This is a genomic window from Ramlibacter montanisoli (genome assembly GCF_013087525.1).
GTDB classification, from domain to species: domain Bacteria; phylum Pseudomonadota; class Gammaproteobacteria; order Burkholderiales; family Burkholderiaceae_C; genus Ramlibacter; species Ramlibacter montanisoli.
In genome coordinates this window covers 911,018-925,432 of the sequence record NZ_JABFCS010000001.1, presented here as the reverse complement: position 1 = coordinate 925,432, position 14,415 = coordinate 911,018, and the positions used below count along the sequence as shown (strand labels likewise).

The 14,415-nt window shown below is 70.8% G+C and carries 17 protein-coding genes; 9 read left to right on the top strand and 8 right to left on the bottom strand.

Translation table 11 applies throughout. From position 1 onward, the window contains the following. Positions 1-2 precede the first annotated feature (2 nt). Both HK415_RS04805 and HK415_RS04800 read right to left on the bottom strand, forming a co-directional pair. Positions 3-1,043, bottom strand: a complete 1,041-nt coding sequence (locus HK415_RS04805; RefSeq protein WP_171556981.1) for an ABC transporter substrate-binding protein — start codon at positions 1,041-1,043, stop codon at positions 3-5. Between the two features lie 139 nt (positions 1,044-1,182). After that, entirely contained in the window at positions 1,183-2,187 is a 1,005-nt protein-coding gene (locus tag HK415_RS04800; RefSeq protein WP_171556980.1) for an aldo/keto reductase, read from the bottom strand. Between the two features lie 80 nt (positions 2,188-2,267). Between HK415_RS04800 and HK415_RS04795 the strand changes: the two genes are divergently transcribed. Further along, a complete protein-coding gene (locus HK415_RS04795; protein WP_171556979.1) occupies positions 2,268-2,816 on the top strand; it encodes a YceB family lipoprotein in 549 nt (182 codons plus the stop codon). 9 nt (positions 2,817-2,825) lie between these two features. Here HK415_RS04795 and HK415_RS04790 read toward each other — a convergent pair whose 3' ends face one another. Continuing rightward, positions 2,826-3,209: a hypothetical protein gene (locus HK415_RS04790; protein WP_171556978.1), complete on the bottom strand. Its 384-nt coding sequence runs from the start codon at positions 3,207-3,209 to the stop codon at positions 2,826-2,828. Between the two features lie 103 nt (positions 3,210-3,312). On the opposite strand from HK415_RS04790, the gene HK415_RS04785 reads away from it, so the two are divergent. Then, a complete protein-coding gene (locus HK415_RS04785; RefSeq protein WP_171556977.1) occupies positions 3,313-4,725 on the top strand; it encodes a S41 family peptidase in 1,413 nt (470 codons plus the stop codon). A gap of 262 nt (positions 4,726-4,987) precedes the next feature. Further along, positions 4,988-5,773 (top strand): MBL fold metallo-hydrolase, encoded by a 786-nt coding sequence (locus HK415_RS04780; RefSeq protein WP_171556976.1) that lies wholly within the window; start codon positions 4,988-4,990, stop codon positions 5,771-5,773. Position 5,774: 1 nt separating this feature from the next. Here the strand turns inward: HK415_RS04780 and HK415_RS04775 are convergent, their stop codons facing one another. Beyond that, entirely contained in the window at positions 5,775-6,650 is an 876-nt protein-coding gene (locus tag HK415_RS04775; RefSeq protein WP_171556975.1) for a L,D-transpeptidase, read from the bottom strand. A 245-nt stretch (positions 6,651-6,895) separates the two neighbouring features. Between HK415_RS04775 and HK415_RS04770 the strand changes: the two genes are divergently transcribed. The 3 genes from HK415_RS04770 (at position 6,896) to HK415_RS04760 (ending at position 8,678) form a co-directional block, all read left to right on the top strand. Continuing rightward, positions 6,896-7,072, top strand: coding sequence for a hypothetical protein (locus HK415_RS04770; RefSeq protein WP_171556974.1), 177 nt, complete (start codon positions 6,896-6,898; stop codon positions 7,070-7,072). A gap of 116 nt (positions 7,073-7,188) precedes the next feature. After that, positions 7,189-7,416 (top strand): hypothetical protein, encoded by a 228-nt coding sequence (locus HK415_RS04765; protein ID WP_171556973.1) that lies wholly within the window; start codon positions 7,189-7,191, stop codon positions 7,414-7,416. Then, positions 7,413-8,678 carry a DEAD/DEAH box helicase gene (locus tag HK415_RS04760; protein ID WP_171556972.1) on the top strand — a complete coding sequence of 422 codons (1,266 nt, stop codon included), beginning with the start codon at positions 7,413-7,415 and terminating at the stop codon, positions 8,676-8,678. Before HK415_RS04765 ends, HK415_RS04760 begins: the two co-directional genes overlap by 4 nt. Here HK415_RS04760 and HK415_RS04755 read toward each other — a convergent pair. From HK415_RS04755 to HK415_RS04745, 3 genes are read right to left on the bottom strand one after another with little or no spacing between them, the layout of a single operon-like run. Further along, positions 8,675-9,979, bottom strand: coding sequence for a M16 family metallopeptidase (locus HK415_RS04755; protein WP_171556971.1), 1,305 nt, complete (start codon positions 9,977-9,979; stop codon positions 8,675-8,677). The genes HK415_RS04760 and HK415_RS04755 overlap by 4 nt on opposite strands. Further along, entirely contained in the window at positions 9,976-10,668 is a 693-nt protein-coding gene (locus HK415_RS04750; RefSeq protein ID WP_171556970.1) for a hypothetical protein, read from the bottom strand. The genes HK415_RS04755 and HK415_RS04750 overlap by 4 nt, the downstream gene beginning before the upstream one ends. Positions 10,669-10,725: 57 nt before the next feature. Further along, positions 10,726-11,214, bottom strand: a complete 489-nt coding sequence (locus HK415_RS04745; protein ID WP_171556969.1) for a hypothetical protein — start codon at positions 11,212-11,214, stop codon at positions 10,726-10,728. Positions 11,215-11,485: 271 nt separating this feature from the next. On the opposite strand from HK415_RS04745, the gene HK415_RS04740 reads away from it, so the two are divergent. Together HK415_RS04740 and HK415_RS04735 are read left to right on the top strand one after the other, a co-directional pair. Further along, positions 11,486-11,815, top strand: a complete 330-nt coding sequence (locus HK415_RS04740) for a hypothetical protein (RefSeq protein WP_171556968.1) — start codon at positions 11,486-11,488, stop codon at positions 11,813-11,815. A gap of 121 nt (positions 11,816-11,936) precedes the next feature. Continuing rightward, positions 11,937-12,581, top strand: coding sequence for a glutathione S-transferase family protein (locus HK415_RS04735; RefSeq protein WP_171556967.1), 645 nt, complete (start codon positions 11,937-11,939; stop codon positions 12,579-12,581). Here HK415_RS04735 and HK415_RS04730 read toward each other — a convergent pair. Continuing rightward, complete coding sequence (locus HK415_RS04730; RefSeq protein WP_309246577.1) at positions 12,578-13,420, bottom strand: formate/nitrite transporter family protein; 843 nt, start codon at positions 13,418-13,420, stop codon at positions 12,578-12,580. The genes HK415_RS04735 and HK415_RS04730 overlap by 4 nt on opposite strands. A 56-nt stretch (positions 13,421-13,476) precedes the next feature. On the opposite strand from HK415_RS04730, the gene HK415_RS04725 reads away from it, so the two are divergent. Next, positions 13,477-14,409, top strand: a complete 933-nt coding sequence (locus HK415_RS04725) for a hypothetical protein (RefSeq protein WP_171556966.1) — start codon at positions 13,477-13,479, stop codon at positions 14,407-14,409. Positions 14,410-14,415 lie beyond the last annotated feature (6 nt).

Below are 14,415 nucleotides of genomic sequence, written 5' to 3'. Positions count from 1 at the left end.
GCTCAGATGCCGAAGGTGTCGCGGAACTTCTCCTTGACTTCCGGGATGCCCTTGGTGATCTCGTCCTCGGTCGGCCGCACCACCTTGATCTGCTCCAGCGGCTTGGCGCCGGGCGCGGGCGCGATGCCCTTGACCACGGCCAGCGAGTGCGACTTCACCTGCACCTCCGCCGCTTCCTTCGACAGCAGGAACTCCATGTAGAGCTTGCCGGCATTGGGCGAAGGCGCGTTCTTCGGGATCGCGCTGGGCGACACCATCAGCAGCGCGCCGTCGGTGGGATAGACCACCGACAGCGGATTGCCCTTGTCGCGCGACAGCAGCGTGGTCGCTTCCGGCCCCGCGGCCACCAGCCGCTCCTTGGAGTTCAGCATGGTCACGGTGTCGTTCACCGAGCGGCCGATCTGCGGCTGGTTCTTCTCCAGCTTCGTGAAGTAGTCCCAGCCATAGAGCTTCTGCATCAGCACGACCCAGGTGCCCACGTAGCCGCTGAAGGCCGGATGGCCGATCGAGACCTTGCCCTTCCACTTCGGGTCCAGCAGGTCGGGCCAGTTCTTGGGCGCATCCTTCTCGCTGACCACGCTGTTGTTGTAGGTCAGGAGCATCAGCGCTGCGGCCGTCACCCAGTACTGGCCGTCCTTGTCGTTGTAGCCCTTGAGCGAATCGACCATGTTCGCCGTGTTCTTCGGCGTGTAGGGCAGCAGCAGGCCCTTCTTCTTCAGGTCGGGGTAGTGGCTGACGTCGGTGCTGCTGAACACCGAGGCCACCGCGGCGTTGGCCTGGATGTCCTGCTGCAGGCGCTGGTAGGCCACCTGCGCGGTGGTGCGCACGAAGTTGCACTTCAGGTCCGGGTACTTCTTCTCGAAGGCGGCGCACAGCGCGGCCGCTTCCTCGGTGTTGTAGTGCGCGGTGTAGACGGTGACCGGCTTTTCCTTCTTCGCCGCGTCGTACAGCTCCTTTTCCCAGGGCTGCATCTGCGCCAGGGCCGTCGCGGACGCCATGCAGGCGGCCGCGCCGGCGAGGATCCATTTCGCCAGGTACTTCATCGCTGTCTCCTTGCGGCTGGAGGGGGTGCCGCTTGTGTCGAGCAGCCGACTTTAGTGAGGTGGCATGCCAACCCACATAGGACTTTCCTGCATCGGGTGCGCAATCGAAAGTTATGGGGCCATCACGCCCGGGCATCGGTCAGGCGAACACTTCGGTATCCACTTCGCGGTTGGCCTGCTCGCTGTAGCGGTTGCCGGCGACCGTCTTCTCGTTGATCAGCGCGTCCAGCCGCCCGATGAGCTCGGGTGCCAGGCGCACGTCGGCCGCGGCCAGGTCCTCCCGCAGGTGGTCGACGCTGGTGGTGCCCGGGATGGGCACGATGTGCGGCGCCTTGTGCAGCAGCCAGGCCAGCGCAAGCTGGGCCGGCGTGCAGCCGGCCTCGCGCGCGAGCGCCCGGTACGGCGGCAGCAGCTTCAGGTTGCGCGCGTGGTTCGCGGCGTCGAAGCGCGGCATGGTGCGGCGGATGTCCTTGGCGTCGAAGCCGGCGACGTCCGGCACCGCGTCGCACAGGAAGCCGCGCGCCACCGGGCTGAAGGCCACGAAGGCGATGCCCAGTTCCCGGCAGGTGTCCAGCGCGGCGATCTCGGCGTTGCGCGTCCACAGCGAATACTCGTTCTGCACCGCGGTGATCGGGTGCACCGCGTGCGCCTTGCGGATCGTGGGGGCGGAGACTTCGGACAGGCCCAGGGTGCGCACCTTGCCCTCCTCCACCAGCCGGCTCATCGCGCCCACGCTCTCCTCGATCGGCACCTTCTTGTCCCAGCGGTGCAGGTAGTACAGGTCGATGACGTCGGTCTGCAGGCGGCGCAGGCTGTCCTCGCAGTTGCGGCGCAGGGTGTCCGGCCGGCCGTCGATCACGCGCTTGAGCACGCCATCGGCATCCGGCACGCCGGCCAGGCCGCCCTTGCTGCACAGCGTGAGCTGGCGGCGGTGCGGCTTGAGCACGCGGCCGACCAGTTCCTCGTTCTTCCCGAAGCCGTACAGGGCGGCCGTGTCGAACAGCGTGACCCCGGCATCCAGCGCGGCGCGCAGCACCTTTTCGCCCTGCTCGGCAGGCGGAGGGACGCCGTACGCATGGCTGAGGTTCATGCAGCCGAGGCCGATGGCGGTGACGGTGAAGGGGCCGATGGTTCTGGTGTGCATGGAGGGCATGTGTAAACGGCAGGCGAAGCAGCTTAGCGCAGGCTGCCATGGCGCGCCGGCCGCGCCACAATGGCTGCACCATGCGCCGCCGGCAGATCGTCGCCGCCCTTGCCCTGTGCGCCACCGCCTGCGCGGCGCAGCAGCCGCCTGCGCGCCCGCGCCACAAGATCTCCGCCGGCGAGCTGTACGAAGCGCTCTCGTCCCGCTTCCCGGTGCGCCGGGGACTCGCGGGCATGCTGGCGCTGGAGATCAGCGCCACGCAGCTGCTGCTGCGGCCGGACCGCAACCAGCTCGGTGCCGCACTGCTGGCGGAGCTGCGCGGCGTGCGGCAGTTGCAGGCGGGCGAGATGGACCTGGTGTTCTCGCTGCGCTACGAGCCGTCCGACCAGACCGTGCGCGCGCGCAACCCGGAAATCCTCGACGTGCGCTGGCCGGGCGCGCCGCCGGAAGTGCTGCGCGCCTTGCAAGGCATGCTGCCCCGCGTGGCGCAGGACCTGGGCGAGTTCGTGCTGCACCGCTTCACGCCGCGCGAGCTCGCGCTGCCGCAGACCATGGGCTTCGAGCCGCAGGAGCTCACCGTGGTGGAAGACGGCCTGCTGGTGTTCTTCGGCCCGAAGCGGAGCCCCTGAGCCGCAGGCTCAGAGCTTTTCCCACTCGGGAATGCAGTGGCGCGCCAGGGCCGTCACCCAGAAGGGCTCGGCCGGATCGAAGGCGACGCCGAAGGCGGGGCTCACCAGGAAACCCGCGCGGTCGAAGGCCTGAGGATCCTGGCCCCGGATGAAGCCGGCCAGCGCCTCGAAGGGCACGGCGACGTTCCCCAGCTTCACCACCTTGGCCTGCAGGGTGATTTCCTCCAGCCGCCCGCAGTCCTGGAAGCGGAAGATCACCTCGCCGTAATCCAGCTCGTTCAGGCCGACGCCGTTGCGCCCGGCGCGCCAGGGCTTGCCGCGGTGCCGCTCGATGTCCGCGCTGGACACCGAGAAGGGCGTGTCGTCCACCTGCACGTAGGGCTGCAGCGTCATGCCCGATTATGGTCGGCATCAGGGTCTGCCCGGGGATGGCGCCTTCACACGCCGCACACCAAGCGGTGCCATACTGCCGCGGCCACAGCTCTCCTGAAATGCCATGAGACGCTTCCTCGCCACCCTCCGCGTTCCTGCCCTCGCCGCTGCCCTGCTGTTCGCCGGCAGCGCCGCCCTGGCCCAGACGGCGCCCGCGCCCGACGCCGCCGTCACTGCCTTGCAGGACGCCTACGTGCTGAAGGTCGCGCCCGGCGCGCAGGCCGACCAGTACCGCGAGCTGTTCGCCACCGTGCTGCAGCGCGTGCAACGCAGCTACGCCAGCGAGGTGGACCTGCCCGCGCTGGCCGCGGAGGCGAAGAAGGTGGTGGAGCGGCGCGCTGCCGGCGGCGCCGACCCGGCGGCGGTGTTCAGCGAAGCGATGAACGCCGCGCTGCAGACGCTGGACCCCTACTCCCGCTACCTCGATCCCCGCGCGCGCGGCAACGAACGCGACAGCTTCGGCCCCGGCTTCGGCGGCCTCGGCCTGCAGGTCGAAGCGGGCGACGGCGCGGTGCGCGTGGTGGAGCCCATCCCCGGCAGCCCGGCGGACCGTGCCGGCCTGCGCGCGGGCGACCTGATCGTGCGGGTGGACGAACATCCGCTGACCGGCCTGCCGCTGTCGGACGCCATTGCGCGCATGCGCGGCGAGCCGGGCACCGTGGTGGCGATCACGGTCCGCCGCACCGGCGAGGAATTCACCGTTTCGCTCACCCGCGACACCATCCGCCGCCAGGCCGTGCGCTGGAGCATGGAAGGCGAGGTGCTGGTGCTGCGCGTCTCCACCTTCAGCGGCGCGGTGACGGCGGCCCTGCGGCAGGCGGTCACCGAGGCTTCTGCCACGCGCACGCCCCAGGCCGTGGTGCTCGACCTGCGCGGCAATCCCGGCGGGCTGCTGACCGAGGCGGTGCGCATGGCCGACGCCTTCCTGGGCCAGGGCGAGATCGTCTCGCTGCGCGGCCGTACCGCGAGCAACCAGCGCAGCTGGCAGGCCGACGCCGCCGAGCTGCTGCCCGGCGTGCCCATGGTCGTCATGGTGGACCGGCGCTCGGCCTCGGCCTCGGAACTGGTGGCCGCCGCCCTGCAGGACAACGGCCGGGCCTTCGTGATGGGGCAGCGCAGCTTCGGCAAGGGCAGCGTGCAGACCACCTTCGGCCTGGGCGAGGAAGCGCGCGGCGCGCTCAAGCTCACCACGGCCTTCTATCACGGGCCCTCGGGCCGCTCGGTGCACCACGCAGGGATCACGCCCGATGTCGAACTGACCGGTGCGCCGAAGACGGAAGCGCGCGGCGAAGCCTGGGGCCAGGACGCATCGGCGCCAGGGGAGGCACCCGCGGCGCCGGCCTCGCAGGCGCGCGTGGACCAGGGGCGCTGCGCCGCCGTGTACAAGGCCGCCGACCCGGCACTGTCCTGCGCGGTCGCCTACCTGCAGGCGCGCACGCTCGACGCCTTCCTCGGCGCCGTGGCCGGCCGCCGTTAGAGTCTGCGCGGCCGCAGGCCCACGTTCGACGGGCCGCGTTTATTCCATCCGCCCTATGGCGGAGGTCGCGCGCGTTCCCGCGCGCCATGCCTTCTGCAATCATCCGCGGCACCCCGCAACAGAGGACCCGCCGCCATGAAGTACACCCTCGCCTGCCTGCTTGCCGCCCTGCCCCTCGTGGCCCTGGCGCAGGCCCCCGCGCAGCAGCAGCCCCCCCGCCGCACCGGCCGCGCCGCAACGGCCGGCCATCGCCGTCACCAAGGTGGACGGCACGGACAACGTCTACGTGTTCCGCAACGTCAACCACCAGGCCATGTTCATCGTCACGCCGGCCGGCGTGATCGCCACCGACCCGGTCGCCTACGGCCGGCCCACGGGCGGCCAGCAGTACGTGGACGCGATTCGCAGCGTCACCAGCCAGCCGATCCGCTACCTGGTCTACAGCCACCACCACTTCGACCACATCGCCGGCGGCAAGGCCTTCAAGGACGCGGGCGCGACCATCGTCGCGCACCGCCGCGTGCGCGAGCGCCTGGCGCCGATCGCCGACCCGCACACGCCGCTGCCCGACGAGGTGTTCGGCGACGAGGGCCGCACGCTCACCCTCGGTGGCACCACGCTGGAGCTGCGCTACCTGGGGGCCAACCACTCCGACACCAACGTGGTGATGCTGCTGCCGCGCGAGAAGCTCGCCTTCATCGTCGACACCATCCCGGTCGGCCAGGTTCCCGGCCGCGGAATGATCGATTTCTACCCGGTGGAGACCGAGGAGTTCATGCGCCGCGTGATGACCCTGGACTGGGACCGCTACATCCCCGGACACCCCGGACCGAACGACCGCCTCGGAACCAAGAAGGACGTGGCCGACCAGCTGCAACTGCTGCAGACCGCCTCGGCGGAGATGAAGAAGCTGGCGCAGGAAGGCAAGTGCTGGGACACCGCGGAGCGCGAGTTCAAGTTGCCGGGCTATGAAGGCTGGCCGGGTTACGCGGCCAACCTCCAGTTCATCGCACGGCGCTACTGCGGCTACTGGGGCCGCGGCACCTGAACTATTTCAGGGCCACCTTCTCCGGCGGCACGTCGAAGGACCCGAACTGCTGCTGCGGCGTCTTCGTCTCCGGCAAGACGTAGACGAAGGCGCCCTGCTTGCTCACCGTCGGGCGCAGCACGCTGTTGTAGAAGGGCGCCGGCACGTTCACGCAGCCGTAGGAGATGCGGTTGTCGTCCGCCTCCGGGGTCGCCATGCGGTCCGCGCGCTTTTCCTCTTCCTTCACCTTGCGCAGGCGGTGCATGGACACGGCGGCGTTGTAGTCGATCCAGATGATGTCCTCGCCCTTGGTGTTGCGTCCAGGCTGGGCCAGGAAGCGGCCGGCGGGCGTGGTCTTCTCGTCTTCCTTGATCTGCGCGAAAGGCTTGTTGCCGATACCGGGCACGGTGTGGTCACCCACCGCCTTGCCCAGCAGGATGGGCGTCTGGCTCTTCAGCTTGCCCTGCGGGTCGAACACGTACATGCGCGCCTGCTTCTTGTCGATCAGCACGAAGGCCTTCTTCTTCGCGTTGCGCGTGTAGGAGACCCAGTTGGCGACGTGCACCACGTCGGCCGGGGCGTCCACTCCGTTGAAGTTGGCCAGCGGGCCGGGCTTCAGGTCCTCCGGGGATGCTTTCTTCTTTGCGCTCGTCTTCTTGTCGTGGCCCTTGGCCGCGGCGGACTTCCCCGCTGGCCTGGCCTTCGCCGCGGAGGCTTCGGCCTTGGCCTTGGGCTTGGTGCTCGCCTTGGTGGCGGGCTTGCTCGCCTTCTTCGGCGCCTCCGCCGTCTTCACCATGGCCGGAGCATCGGCCGCAGCGTCGCTGGCCTCCTCCTCCTGCGCGGAGGCGAAGGTGGGCACCATCAGGAGCGCCGCGCCGAGCAACAGGGCGTTGCGCAAGGCGGCGGCGAGCGGGGACTTGCGGGGGTTGGGGACAGCACTTGCATGGCGTCCACGGTAACGCCGCCGCGTGCGCGGCAAGTGCGCCGAGGGCGGCACCGGCTGTAGGAGCAGGGTCCAGGCGCGCGCCCGGCGGACTTCCGCACCGCCAAGTAGTCCGCAGCCTACCGCCCGACACGCGCAGCGGCCGACTGACAGCTGCCGGGGCGGCCCAACAATCGGGCCTTCACAACGAAGGAGCCACCATGCCCACCGAAAACCAGCGCAACTCCGAAGGCGGCAACGAGGCGAGCACCCGCGAGGACGAGCCCATCCCGGCCGCCTCCGAAGACAAGGTGCTGGACGAAACCGCGCGCCTGGCCCGCGAAGGCCGCAAGGAGCTGGAGGCGGACCCGAAGGAGCAGAAGCCGGCATCGGAGTAATCCGGCTCCGTTGCCCGGAGGTCGGGGTGAGCGGCGAAGCCCGAACCCCGACAGCCGCAAATGCTGCCCGGCGCGGCCGGAGGACAATCGCAGTCCCAACCCACAAGGAATGCGACTTGGCAAGACCGACCGCCTGGCCCGACAAGGTCATCGCGCTGCTGCGCGCCGGCAACCCCGATGCCGCCATCGCCCAGATCAAGGTGGCGCCCAGCGCCCGTGAACTGCGCGCGCTGGAGAAGGCGCTGGCCGCTGGCCAGCTCGCCGGCCGCTGGAAGGACGTGGACGTGGCGATCCGCGACACCATCGACGCACTGGCGGGGCCGCGCCTGCACCGCTCGCCGTGACGGACAGCACCTTCGCGTCGCTCGGCCTGTCCGAACCCCTGGCCCGCGCCTGTGTCCAGGCGGGTTTCGCGCAGCCCACCGCGATCCAGCAGCAAGCCATCCCGGCAGTGCTGGCCGGGCAGGACCTGCTGGGCCTGGCGCCCACCGGTTCGGGCAAGACCGCCGCCTTCGCCCTGCCCCTGCTGCAAAGGCTCGCCGCGGAGAGCCGCGGCTGGCGCCGCACCGTCCGCGTGCTGGTGCTGGTGCCCACGCGCGAGCTGGCCGCGCAGGTCGGCGAGGTGTTCCGCAGCCTTGGCCATGCACTGCCCGCGCCGCTGAAGGTGGCGGTGCTGTACGGCGGCGTGTCGGTCAATCCGCAGATGATGGGACTGCGCGGCGGCGCCGACGTCGTGGTCGCCACGCCGGGGCGCCTGCTGGACCTGCTGGAGCGCAACGCCCTCGACATCTCGCGGGTCGAGACCCTGGTGCTGGACGAAGCGGACCGCCTGCTGGACCTGGGCTTTTCCGAGGAACTGCAGCGGGTGCTGCAGGAGCTGCCCGCGCGGCGCCAGAACCTGCTGTTCTCGGCCACCTTCGCCGGCGGCGTGCAGGCCCTGGCCGGCGGCCTGCTGCACGACGCGGTGCGCATCGAGGCCGCGGCGCCCGAACTGGAGCAGCCCGCCATCGTGCAGCGGGTGGTCGAAGTGGACGCGGCACGCCGCACCGAGCTGCTGCGCCATCTGGTGCGGCAGGAGCGCTGGCGGCGCGCGCTGGTCTTCGTCGCCACCCGCTATGCCACCGAGCACCTGGCCCGCAAGCTGTGCGACGCCGGCATCCCCGCCGCGCCGCTGCACGGCGAGATGAGCCAGGGCGGCCGCACCGAGGTGCTGGACGCCTTCAAGGCCGGCCGCACCGACGTGCTGGTCACCACCGACCTGGCCGCCCGCGGCATCGACATTCCAGCGCTGGAGGTGGTGGTCAACTACGACCTGCCCCGCTCGCCCACCCACTACGTGCACCGCATCGGCCGCACCGGCCGCGCCGGCGCCCCGGGCCTGGCCGTGAGCTTCGTCAGCGCCGACACCGACGCGCACTTCCGCCTGATCGCGTCGCGCCAGCACCTGAGCCTGCCGCGCGAGCAGGTCCCGGGCTTCGAGCCCGTCGAGACCGCCGCGCCGGTCGCGGAAAAGGGCGTGGGCGGCATCAAGGGCAAGCGCCCGAGCAAGAAGGACAAGCTGCGGGCGGCGGCCGCGGCGGCGGCCCGGCGCGCCGGGCCCGGCTAGCGGGTGGCCGCTGCGAAGCTCGCGGCGAGCTGCTTGGCGGACCGGGCCGTCGCGCCCTTGCCCGTGATCGCCAGTGCCGCGGGGTGCTGCAGCATGCGCTGGAACACGGTGCGCACCTCGTCGGCCGTGATGTCCTCGATCATCGCGATCGTCTCCTGCAGCGGCGTGGCGGTCCCGCGCGCGAACAGCTCCTCCACCGCCCGCTCCATCGTGGCGTAGGTGCGTTCGGAGGAGCGCACGCGCGACACCGTCAGCTGGTTCTTCGCACGCTCCAGGTGCACCAGGTCGGTCTCCTGCGCGTGCTGGCGCAGCAGCCCGCCGGTGGCGGCCAGCAGTTGCTCCAGCTTGTCCGGCGTCGTCACGGCGTTGACCACGAAGTTGGACCAGGCGTCGCCGCTTTCCGTGCTCGCATGGGTGTTGTAGGCGAGGCCCATGCGCTCGCGCACGGTGTCCACCAGCGGCGCGGACATGCCGCCGCCGAACAGCGTGGCGGCCAGCGAGGCGGTGAGGCGCCAGCGCGGCTGCCGCAGTTCTTCCGGCGTCGCCGGCGCCAGTGGGTAGGCCAGGTTCACGAACACCTGCGAGACCTGCGTGAAGCGCCGGCCCATCGCGCTGCCCACATAGCCTGCCGGCAGCGCGGGCGCCACGGGGACGCCATCGGCCGAGCGCGGCATGCCGGCGAACAACTCGCCGGCCAGCGCCAGGAAGGCGTCGACCTCGAAGTTGCCCGCCGCGGCGACCACCGTCTTTTCCGCCACGTAGTGCGACGCCACGTGGGCGACCAGGTCCTCGCGCGTGAAGCGCTCGATGTTCTTCACCGTGCCGATCACCGGCATGCCCATGGGATGCGCGCCCCAGATCGCGCGGTCCAGCAGTTCGCTGGAGCTTTCCTGCGGGTCCTCGTCGTACTCGATCGCCTCCTGCCGGATCACCTCCAGCTCGCGCGCCAGCTCGGTGGGCGGGAAGGTGCTGTCCAGCACGATGTCCGCGATCATGCGCAGGAAGCGGTCGGCGTGCCGGCCCAGCCCGGTCATGAAGTAGCCGGTGGTGTCCTTGCTGGTGAAGGCGTTCACGTCGGCGCCCAGCCGCTCGGCATCCAGGTTGATCTCCTGCACCGAGCGCTGCGAGGTGCCCTTGAAGGCCATGTGCTCCAGCACGTGGCTGATGCCGTTGGTGTCCGGGGTCTCGTCGCGCGAGCCGACGCGCAGGAACACGCCGACGCTGGCGCTCTGGACGTGCGGCAGGGGAAGCGCCAGCAGCCGCACCCCGTTGGGCAGCGTGTGGACGATGGGTGCGTTCATGGGCGCTGCGTCCCGGCGTAGGGCAGCAGCGCCTTCGCGGCCTCGATGCGCAGTGGCAGGGCGACGCTGCGGTCGTTCATCACTCCCAGCAGGAAGCTGCGCGGATCCTGGCTGGCCCCCGCGCCTTGTGCGGCACCTTCCGATCCCGGGACCGCGGCGCAAGCCAGCCGCTCCGTCGCCCGCAGCAGGTCGGCCGGCGGCGTGCATTGCAGCCGCGACAGCACGTCGGCCTGCGCATCGGGCGTGGGCGGCAGGTCCAGCCAGTGCTCGTCGGCGAACATGGCGGCCAGGTCCACGGTCACGAAGGCGGACCAGCGGCCCTCCGCCACCTGCACCGGCGGCACCCGGGAAATCTTCGCCCCCGGTGTCGCGGAGGGACTGGTGCGGATGCGCTCGGCGGGCACTTCGCCCAGGTAGCGCTTCTCCAGTGCGTCCAGGAAGGCCAGCGCTTGCGCGGCCGGCACCGGCTCGGCCACGGAGAACCACAGCTGGTAGGCATCGCTGCCGGAGACCGCGATGGCCGGCGCCGGCAGTTGCAGGTCCGCCTGCACGCCCTGCCAGGCCTTCGCGAGCTCGTCCCAGGCACCGGGTCCGGCCACTTCCAGCACCAGGGCCCTCGCCGCGGCGTCCTCGCGTGACTGCCCTGGCAAGAGGAAAAGGCGTTGCAGTTCGGCTTCAAGTCTGTTCATCGAGGCCGGATTGTCGCCGCTGCGGCGGCGAACGCGGAGCGGGGCGCGCCGCAGGCCTCAGCCGAGGGTGGAAGGCCGGGTGCTGATGCTGCTGTGCCAGGACGAGCGCCTGGGCCGCACGTACCTGAAGACCGGCGGGCCGTCCTCGCCGCGGGCGTCGAGCCAGGCGGCCAGCGCGCGGTCCAGTTCGGACCGCAGGTCCACCATGCGCCGGTGGTCGTCGTGCAGCAGCAGCAGGATGCCGGTGAGGCGCCCCGCCTCCAGCTGGCGCAGGCCCTTGCCTTCCTGCAGCGCCTCGTGGGCGCGCTCGCTGCACTCGCGGCAGCGGTTCGCGAACCGGGTGAAGGAGCGGTCCTCGGCGACGCGCGACAGGTCTGCATCGACCGTGCCCGCCACGGCCACGATGTCGGAGGCCAGGCGCAGGACCTGGCGCTCTTCATCGATGCCGCGCCGGCGGCGAAAGAGGCAGATCGCCCCCGCGCTGAACAGGGCCGTCCCGGCGGCCGCGAGCCACGAACCGATCAGTTCCACGACGTCCCGCATCACGAGGATGCCTTGTTTTTGGATGTGCCGATCCTAGTGGGGCGCCGCCTGCCTGTCGTGCTACAGCGCGCGCCAAGGGACGGACGGCAGCTTCGGTGGCGCCGGCGGGCGCGTGGTGTGGCTTGTTACCGCACACCCCTTCGCGGCTGCGCCGCTCTTCGTGCAAGCCGCACCGTATGGCGGCTGGCCCAGCCCGACCGGACCGTCACTTGAGGCTCGTCAATGGCGGCCCCCACCCCCTGCGTATGGTCCGGTCATCGGGCTGGAGGAAAACATGAATGGATTCGAGTTCTACGTGGTGATCGCGCAGGCGATCGTCGAAACCCTGGCGGTGCTGGGCCTGTACCTGCTGATCAAGGGCCGCAGCCGCTTCTTCGTGCGGCTGCGCGGCAAGTGGCTGGTGGCGGAGATGCTGTGGCGCTGGGCGGCCGTGTGGTCGCTGGCCTGCATGGTGGGCGCCATCGTCTTCGCCTTCGCCTTCCGCTGGTACACGGCCTCGATCATCTCCATGACCCACGTCGTGGTGCTCTGCCTGTACGTGTGCTTCGTGGTGCCCTACGTGAACACGGGCCGCCGCGCGCACGCGCACCACCACGCGCATTAGCCGGACGCCCCCTGCCCTCCCAGGGCGGTCCGGCTCCCTCTCCCTCCGGGGAGAGGGCTGGGACGAGGGGCGCTGCCCGGCGAGGGCTGCGCGCCCCGGCCATTTCACGTACAAATGCCGGATGGTCAAACTCCACGCCTTCGCCCAATCCGGCAACTGCTACAAGGTCGCGCTGATGCTCGACCTGCTCGGCCAGCCCTGGGAGCCCGTCCTCATCGACTTCTTCGGCGGCCAGACCCGATCGGTGCAGTACCGCGAAAGCGTGAACGAGCTGGGCGAAGCCCCCGTCCTCGACGACGGCGTGCTGCGCCTCACGCAGTCCGGCGTGATCCTCACGCACCTGGCGCGCAAGCACGGCCGCTTCGGCGGCGAGGGCGAGGCGCAGCAGCGCGAGGTGCTGCGCTGGCTGCTGTACGACAACCACAAGTTCACCAGCTACTTCGCCACCTACCGCTTCCTCTATTCGCTGGCGGAGGCGGCGCCCGACCCCGCGGTCATGAACTTCCTGCGCCAGCGCTTCGAGACGGCCTTCGGCGTCGCCGACCGGCACCTTCAGCAGTCCGATTTCGTGGTGGGCGACGCGCCGACGATCGCGGACTTCTCCATGTGCGGCTACCTCTTCTACCCCGTGGAAGAGAGCGGTTGCGACGTGCGGGCGAGGTACCCGGCGATCGGCAAGTGGCTGGAGCGCATCCAGGCCCTGCACGGGTGGCGCGACCCGTACGACTGCCTGCCGGGCGAGCGCATCCCGCCGCGCAAGCGCTAGGGCTCCCGCGCTCCCGCCACCAGGGGCTTCCTGCGATAGATCACGTGGTAGGTGAGTCCCACCAGCACGCTGCCGCCCACCAGGTTGCCCGCGATCACCGCCGCGAGGTTGGCGCCCATGCCCCCGAGCGTGAGGGCCGGCGAGCCCGCAGCAATGCCGCTGCCCGCCTGCACCAGCATCGCCAGCGGCATGAGGTACATGTTGGCGATGCTGTGTTCGAAGCCGGCGGCCACGAATGCGGTGACCGGGAACACCACGGCCACAGCCTTGTCCACCACGCTGCGTCCGGCCATGGCCATCCACACGGCCATGCACACCAGCACGTTGCACAGCACGCCGCGGAAGAACGCTTCCTGCCATCCGAGCTCCTGCTTGGCCAGGGCGATCCGCACGACGGCGCGCCCGACGGCGCCGCCGCCCAGGCCGGTGTGGCCGCTCAGGTGGACCAGCAGCGCCAGGCCGGCGGCGCCGACGAAGTTGGCAGCGCAGACCACCACCCAGTTGTGCAGCACCTGCCGCGAGCTGATCCTGCCGTCGGCCCAGGCCATCGCCAGCAGGTTGTTGCCCGTGAAAAGCTCCGCGCCCGCGACCACCACCAGCAGCAGGCCGAGCGAGAACACCAGCCCGGACAGGAGCTGCGAGGCCGCGAAACCGAGGCCGGGGTCGGAGCGCACCAGCACGAACAGCATGGAGCCGAGGCCGATGAAGGCGCCGGCCAGCACGCCCAGCATGGCCAGCGGCAGCAGCGCCATTTGCGCCTTGGCCACACCCACGGTCTCCACCCGGCGGGCGACTTCGCTCGGCGAGTAGGCATCGGATCCGAAGAGTTCAGTGCTCACGCGGTGGAGTGTAGGCGCCCCACCGCCGGCGCTTTGTGGGGTAGATTGGCCCGCATATGGCCACCGCGCTTCCCGCCTCGATCGCCGACGTCGTCCAGCGGCTTTCCTCCGGACCGCTCGCGCTGGAGGTGGGCGAGCTGGCCCTGCACGGGATGGCGCTGCAGGTCCTCGAGGAGGCCGGCAAGCCCCGCGGGACGGCCTTGACGGTGGCGCGCGCCGAACTCTCGGGCCTGAAGCTGGGCGGCCCCCTGGACCTGTCGCTGGCAGCGGGCACCTGGTCGCTAGCCCCGCTCGCCGGCGCCGAGGGCGCGATCCGCGCGGAGATCGTGGACGCGCATCTCGGGTTCGACGCCGACGTGACGGTGCCGATCCGCCAGGGCGCCATCGACTTCAAGGACGCGACCGTGGAGCACGTGGGCCCGGATTCGCGCATGGGCGCCAGCCGCATGGGGATCTATGTCGATGCGCCCAATGGCCGCAGCTACCTGTACCAGTTCGCGTCCGCGCCGGTCGCCGGCGTGGAGTACGAGAGCCGCGGCGCGATGCTGGGGCCCTGGGTCACCGACCGCGGCAGGCTGCAGCTGCAGCCCTTCGTTGAATGGCTGCTGCGCCAGCCGGCCAGCGGCCAGCTGCTGGGCGTCCCCGAGCAGGCGCGCATGCTGTTCGACCGCACCAAGGTGTCCGGCGAGGTGCGGCTGGCCGACGGGAAGCTGGCCGCGCCCGGCGTGCAGGCCGACCTGGCGGGGCGCGCCGAGGGCCGCAACGCGGTGCGGCTGCATTCGGAAGCGGTCGGGCGCGGGCTCACCCTCGAGATCGCTTCACTGTCGGTGAAGAACGCCGTCTTCGGTTCCGGCGGCATCGAGACCCGCTGCGACGAGATCACGGGCGCGCTCACGCTGCGCCTGTTCGTCGAAGGCGGCAAGGTGCGCTTCGCCTTCGAGCTCGCCACGGTCAGGATGACCGGGCTGCAGCTTCGCCTGCAACGCTGAAGCGGG

Excerpts from the sequence above, each read along its gene's own strand:
- HK415_RS04805 (WP_171556981.1), bottom strand. The coding sequence starts at position 1,043 with ATGAAGTACCTGGCGAAATGGATCCTCGCCGGCGCGGCCGCCTGCATG.
- HK415_RS04800 (WP_171556980.1), bottom strand. The coding sequence starts at position 2,187 with ATGCACACCAGAACCATCGGCCCCTTCACCGTCACCGCCATCGGCCTC.
- HK415_RS04795 (WP_171556979.1), top strand. The coding sequence starts at position 2,268 with ATGCGCCGCCGGCAGATCGTCGCCGCCCTTGCCCTGTGCGCCACCGCC.
- HK415_RS04790 (WP_171556978.1), bottom strand. The coding sequence starts at position 3,209 with ATGACGCTGCAGCCCTACGTGCAGGTGGACGACACGCCCTTCTCGGTG.
- HK415_RS04785 (WP_171556977.1), top strand. The coding sequence starts at position 3,313 with ATGAGACGCTTCCTCGCCACCCTCCGCGTTCCTGCCCTCGCCGCTGCC.
- HK415_RS04770 (WP_171556974.1), top strand. The coding sequence starts at position 6,896 with ATGCCCACCGAAAACCAGCGCAACTCCGAAGGCGGCAACGAGGCGAGC.
- HK415_RS04755 (WP_171556971.1), bottom strand. The coding sequence starts at position 9,979 with ATGAACGCACCCATCGTCCACACGCTGCCCAACGGGGTGCGGCTGCTG.
- HK415_RS04750 (WP_171556970.1), bottom strand. The coding sequence starts at position 10,668 with ATGAACAGACTTGAAGCCGAACTGCAACGCCTTTTCCTCTTGCCAGGG.
- HK415_RS04740 (WP_171556968.1), top strand. The coding sequence starts at position 11,486 with ATGAATGGATTCGAGTTCTACGTGGTGATCGCGCAGGCGATCGTCGAA.
- HK415_RS04735 (WP_171556967.1), top strand. The coding sequence starts at position 11,937 with ATGGTCAAACTCCACGCCTTCGCCCAATCCGGCAACTGCTACAAGGTC.
- HK415_RS04725 (WP_171556966.1), top strand. The coding sequence starts at position 13,477 with ATGGCCACCGCGCTTCCCGCCTCGATCGCCGACGTCGTCCAGCGGCTT.